5 protein-coding genes are annotated in these 5,663 nt (G+C 61.6%); 1 reads left to right on the forward strand and 4 read right to left on the reverse strand.

Going from position 1 to position 5,663, the window contains the following annotated elements; translation table 11 throughout:
* Positions 1-68: 68 nt before the first annotated feature.
* From JQC81_RS31785 to JQC81_RS31800, 4 genes are read right to left on the reverse strand one after another with little or no spacing between them, the layout of a single operon-like run.
* Positions 69-1,568 carry an ABC transporter substrate-binding protein gene (locus JQC81_RS31785; RefSeq protein ID WP_203275762.1) on the reverse strand — a complete coding sequence of 500 codons (1,500 nt, stop codon included), beginning with the start codon at positions 1,566-1,568 and terminating at the stop codon, positions 69-71.
* A 26-nt stretch (positions 1,569-1,594) separates the two neighbouring features.
* Positions 1,595-2,698 (reverse strand): ABC transporter ATP-binding protein, encoded by a 1,104-nt coding sequence (locus JQC81_RS31790; RefSeq protein ID WP_203275763.1) that lies wholly within the window; start codon positions 2,696-2,698, stop codon positions 1,595-1,597.
* Positions 2,695-3,756 (reverse strand): ABC transporter ATP-binding protein, encoded by a 1,062-nt coding sequence (locus JQC81_RS31795; RefSeq protein WP_246520832.1) that lies wholly within the window; start codon positions 3,754-3,756, stop codon positions 2,695-2,697. The genes JQC81_RS31790 and JQC81_RS31795 overlap by 4 nt, the downstream gene beginning before the upstream one ends.
* Positions 3,746-4,522 (reverse strand): FadR/GntR family transcriptional regulator, encoded by a 777-nt coding sequence (locus tag JQC81_RS31800; RefSeq protein ID WP_203275764.1) that lies wholly within the window; start codon positions 4,520-4,522, stop codon positions 3,746-3,748. The genes JQC81_RS31795 and JQC81_RS31800 overlap by 11 nt, the downstream gene beginning before the upstream one ends.
* A 648-nt stretch (positions 4,523-5,170) precedes the next feature.
* On the opposite strand from JQC81_RS31800, the gene JQC81_RS31805 reads away from it, so the two are divergent.
* Positions 5,171-5,647, forward strand: coding sequence for a DUF6880 family protein (locus JQC81_RS31805; protein WP_203275765.1), 477 nt, complete (start codon positions 5,171-5,173; stop codon positions 5,645-5,647).
* Positions 5,648-5,663: the final 16 nt, after the last annotated feature.

A 5,663-nucleotide genomic window follows, 5' to 3' on the forward strand; every position in this document is an offset into this window, starting at 1 on the left:
TAAGGAACCTGCATCAGAGTAGGGAGGGCGTGCCCGGTCCTGTGACCGGGCACGCGATTATCATGCGATCAGGAGGCCAGTTTCGCACCTTTCAGGCGGATCATGCCGTCTGGGGAAGGCTTGAACCCTTGCAGCTTCTTCGTGTGAGCAAAAGGCCAGGGCTGGTAGTACACATAGATCAGCGGCAGCTCATCCTGCAGGATTGCCTGCGCGGCATCATAAAGCCCCTTGCGCTTAGCCTCGTCGTTCACCGTGCGCGCCTCGTTGAGCAGCCGGTCGACCTCTGAATTGCAGTACCGGCCATCATTGGTGGTGCCTTTGCAGGTCACGAAGTGGTGGATGTTCCCGTCGGGATCCACGCGGCCGGACCAGGCAATCAGGTTGACGTCGAAATTGCCTGCCATTCCTTCCTTCTGCATGGCCGCAAACTCAGTCGGACGCAGCGTGATGTCGAAACCGGCCTCGGCCGCCATGGCCTGGATGATCTCGGCGATCTGCTGGGTGGTGGTGCTGGTGCCGAAGGTCAGCTCAAACTTCACCCGATCGACACCCGCCTGCTTGAGCAGTTGCTTGGCTTTCTCGACATCGCGCTTCTCAGCCGCAAATTTCGGGTTGTTGTAAGGGCTGGCCGGCGGGAACGGCTGACCTGCCGGCGGGAACATGCCCTGACCCACCACCTCATTGATCACGTCGCGGTCAATTGCGAGTTCGAGCGCCTGACGCACGCGCTTATCCTGACCCAGGGGCGTCTTGGTTCGCTCGCCGTTGTTGGTGTTGATGGTCAAGCCCTGGTAACCGAGGCCGCTGACCGACGCGAGTGTCAGCTGCGCGTCACCCTTCACAGTAGCGACGTCATTGGGTGCAATCCGCTCGACGAGATGGAGATTGCCGGAGCGCAGGTTGGCGAGGCGCACCGTTGTGTCGGGAATCGGCTGGAACACGACCCGCTCGAAGTTGAAACTCTTCGCATCCCAATGGTCGGCGAACTTCTCGAGGACGATACGGTCGTTCTGCACGCGCTCGACGAACTTGTATGGGCCCGAGCAGATGGGCTTCTGGCCGAAATCGCCCGAGGCAAAAGCCTTTGGCGACAAGATCATGCCGGCGCGGTCGGAAAGTTGCGCAAGCAGAGTTGCATCAGGGCGGGAGAGATTGACCTTCACGGTCAGGTCGTCGACCGCCTCGACATTGTCGATGGAGGTCAGCTCGCTCTTGCGAAGGGAGTCCGGAAGCGTGCGGGCGCGCTCTAGGTTAGCCTTTACGGCGGCGGCATTCAGGGGCTCGCCGTCGTGGAACTTGACACCAGGGCGCAGCTTGAAGGTCAGCGACTTGCCGTCATCGCTCCAGCTCCACTCAGTCGCGAGCTCCGGCGTAAACTTGAGATCCTGATTAAGGTCCACAAGCTTGTTGCACAGCGACGTGAACACGAGACGTCCGACAAAGGTGCGGGCGCGATGGGGATCCAGAATATCGGGATCCTCGTTCAGGCCGACGCGCAGGGTCTGTGCAGAGGCGGCCGTGCTCATCAGGAGCGCTGCGGCGAGGGTGATCAAGGGTAGCTTTTTCATCGTCTTCGTTCTCTCTTCCTCTGGGCTTATGAGCTCGTCGCGACGGGCTTATCCTGCCGTTCACGCCAAGTTTGGTAGAGCGCCAGGCGCTTTGCGAGCGCTGCGCTCGGGGGCGGGGCGCTGATGGAACCGGCTCCCGCTCCCTGGATTTCGCGCCAGAAATGGCAGGCCACGCGTCGCCCATCGGGCGCTGCCTCGAGGGCAGGGTGCTGCTCCTTGCAGACGGGGCGCGCATGAGGGCAGCGGGTGTGAAAGCGGCATCCGGACGGCGGGGCGGCCGGGCTCGGCACGTCGCCTTGCAGGAGCGCTTTCGGCTGCCGGCTTGAAGGGCTTGGGATCGGGATCGCGGCCAACAAAGCCTGGGTGTAGGGATGCAACGGATTGTCGAAGAGCGCGTCGGTCTCCGACAGCTCCATGATCTCGCCGAGATACATGACGGCCACCCGGTCGCTCATGTGCCGGATCACGGCGAGGTCATGGGCCACGATGACCAGGGTGAGGCCGAAGCGATCCTTCAGATCCTCCAGCAGGTTGATGATCTGCGCCTGGATCGAGACGTCGAGGGCCGAGACCGGCTCGTCACCCACAATCAGCTTTGGATCTCCCGCGAGCGCCCGGGCGATGCCGATGCGTTGGCGCTGACCGCCGGAGAATTCGTGCGGGTAGCGATCGGCGTGGGTCGGAAGGAGGCCGACCGTGCGCATGAGATCCGCAACCCGATCGCGCTTCGCAGAACCACTGGCTAAGTTATGCAGCCAGATCGGCTCCGCGATGATGTCGCCGACATTCATGCGTGGGTTGAGCGAAGCGTAAGGATCCTGGAAGATAATCTGGAGCTCGCGGCGTAACCGGCGCAGCTCGCCTTTGCTGAGCTTCAGGATTGAGCGGCCCTCATAGCGCACGTCACCGGCGGTCGGCTCGATGAGCCGGAGGAGAAGGCGGCCGAGAGTGGACTTGCCGCAACCGGATTCGCCCACGATGGCAAACGTCTCTCCGCGGCGGATGTCGAGGGATACGCCATCGACCGCACGAACGACTGTGGGAGAGGAGAGCAAGCCTCCACTGCCGAAGTGCTTCTTGAGGTCCACGCCTTCAAGGATGATGTCGCCGGTGGTTGCCATCACGCTCATGCGGCTGCTCCACGCTTCTGTTCGACGGGGGCGTACCAGCACCGGGCAAGGTGGCCGGGCCGGATCTCGCCGAGGGGCGGAAGCTCATTGCCGCAGCGGGCGTCCGAGAAGGGGCAGCGCGGCGTGAAGCGGCAGCCCTTGGGCATTAACTCGGCGGGAGGCACGGTGCCGCGAATGGTTGCGAGGCGCCCCTGGCGGCGGCCGAGCGATGGAACGGAACCCATGAGGCCGATGGTGTAGGGGTGCTGCGGATCCTCGAAGATGGCCTCGACCGGCCCGCTTTCGACCACATGCCCTGCATACATCACGGCCACCTCATCGGCGACCTCGGCCACAACGCCGAGATCGTGCGTGATCAGGATCATCGCCGTCCCGGTCTCCTCCTGCAGGCGCTTGATGAGGGTGAGGATCTGCGCCTGGATCGTCACGTCGAGCGCGGTGGTCGGCTCATCAGCGATCAAGAGCTCCGGATCGTTCGCAAGTGCCATGGCGATCATCACGCGCTGCCGCATGCCGCCGGACATCTCGTGCGGATAGGCGCGCAGGCGCTTCTCCGGCGCGGGAATGCGCACCTTCTTGAGCATATCGAGCGCCCGCTCCATGGCCTCGGCCTTGGAAACCTTGCGATGGCGGACGATGCCCTCGGCAATCTGGTCGCCGATGGTGAAGGCCGGGTTCAGAGAGGTCATCGGCTCCTGGAAGATCATCGCCATCCGATCCCCGCGCAGATCCGCCCGTTCACGCTCGGTGAGCGTCAGCAGGTTCTGCCCATCGAAGGTGGCCGAGCCTGCCACGATCCTTGCCGGAGGGGTCGGCAGGAGCCCCATGAGGGCCAGCGACGTCACGCTCTTGCCGCAGCCGGACTCGCCGACGATGCAGAGGGTCTTGCCTTTTCGCACCGAGAAGCTGACGTCGTCGACGACGTTCACGTCCTTCGGGGCTCCATCGAAGCGGATGGACAGCCCTTGGACGCTCAGCAGCGGCCGTTCGGAATCGAGGGCTGCATTGCTGGGATGGTGGATCTCGGTGATCGGTCGTCGTGCCGCCTCATGCACCATGGCGAAGCTTGTCCTTGTTCTTGTTTGACACGGGTGGTCCCGGAATTTGTCCGTCGATCTGGTCAGGCAGGGGGCGTGTCATGACTTTCAAAAGACCGTCACGTACGAGTTCCAGATGCTCTCGCATGGCCTGCTCCGCCGCGTGGGCCTCGCGCTGCGCGATGGCCGTAACAATCTGCCGGTGCTGCTCAACTTGAGCCGACAGCTTGTCTTTGGAGCGAGCCCGCTCGCGTAAAGCCTGCCAGTTCATGTCCTGGCGGATGCGATCAACCAGATCAAAGATGGCCAGCAGCAGGGAGTTGCCAGCAGCCTCCGCGATGGCTCGGTGCAAGGCGCTGTCCCAGAGTTCGTAGGCGTCCGCGTCCGAACTCGAAGCCGTTTTCTGAACAAGATGAAAGAGCCGCTCTACGTCACCATTCGAGGAGTACAGTGCGGCCAGACGCGCAAGGATCGGCTCGATCTCCAGGCGAACGTTCATTACCTCAAGAGGATTGGTGCGGCTCGATAACTCTTCGAGCCCCATCTGGGGGTGGACCGGGCGAGGCCCCAGGAAAGTTCCCTTACCCTGATGGCGCCAGATCCGCCCTTCCGCCTCCAGTACCTCGAGCGCCCGCCGCAACGTCTGCCTGCTGATGCCGATCTGCGCCGCCAAGGTTCGCTCCGGCGGGAGTCGAGCGCCAGGCTCGAGGGAGCCGTCTTCAAGGAGAGCTCGTAAGCGCCCCAGAGCGAAGTTCGAACTATCGGGTAAGGAGATAGACGCTGACATCAGGTGTAGCCATTTTAAACCAATCTTCTAATTGGCGTCCAAGCTCACGGACTTTGAATGCAGGAAACTGTGCAACAACAAGGCTAACGTAAATCGCAGCCTAACCAATAAGCAATTGGTCCAATGCTGGTTTGGCACTCACGACCTGTCTCTTTGTTGAGCATTAGGGATGAGGCGTAGGCAAAATAGCTTGGTAGCGAGCCGATACCCGTCAAAGCACCCTCAGAAGAGAGAGCGCGCTGCTACAGAATCACACGGTTCAGGCGGCCGCGAAGACACCAGCACTGGACAGAAGGCAACCGACGGGTCTCAACGGAGTGTGATACCAGTCACGGCACTTGGATTGGACACAGCAAGCCTACGCCAGCAGACAAGGTCAACGGAAGCTCAAGCACAGTGAGAGGCGTGGCTCCACCCATGGGATAAGCGACAGACGCAAGTTCCTTAACGTGCGTGCGCTAGGGTCACTTGATTGTTTTGCGGTGTAAGAGAGTCACTGCACCGAGGTTCCATAATGCTTGTTATGCGAAATGTTATAATAGATTTACGTGGGACGTTCAGGCCCCCTCGCCGCGAGCAAACCACTACCGATTGATCGTGATCCGCCTGACCCATACATGAGAGCCCTGGACGCACCTAGGATGCGACATGGCCTCACGCAAAACTCTGAACGCGAAGAACCTTGAGGCGCTTGGGTCCGAGCGCCTGGCTGCACTGCTGATCGAGATCAGCCGGGGCAATGCAGCCGCCCAACGCCGCCTGCGGTTGGAACTGGCCGGCGCCGCCAGCCCTGCCGATATGGCACAGGAGATCCGCAAGCGCCTGACCACCATTGCCCGCTCCCGCTCGTTCGTCGATTGGCACCAGCGCAAGGCCCTTGTCACGGATCTCGAGACCCAGAGACAGGCCATCAGTCAGGTAGCCAAAGTCGATGCAGCTGAAGCGCTGGATCTTCTCTGGCGCTTCATGGTGCTTGCCAATTCGATCTTCAACCGCTGTGACAACAGCAGTGGCAGCGTGATCGCGGTCTTTCAGGCTGCCTGCCGTGATCTTGGTGACATTGCTGCGGATTTCGCTGATCGTGAGCGGCGATTTCACGCGATGGTGAGCGCCCGTTTCATCTGATCGTGAGCAAGTGTTT

Origin of the sequence: Microvirga arabica, assembly GCF_016811235.1 — a bacterium.
Classification (GTDB): domain Bacteria; phylum Pseudomonadota; class Alphaproteobacteria; order Rhizobiales; family Beijerinckiaceae; genus Microvirga; species Microvirga arabica.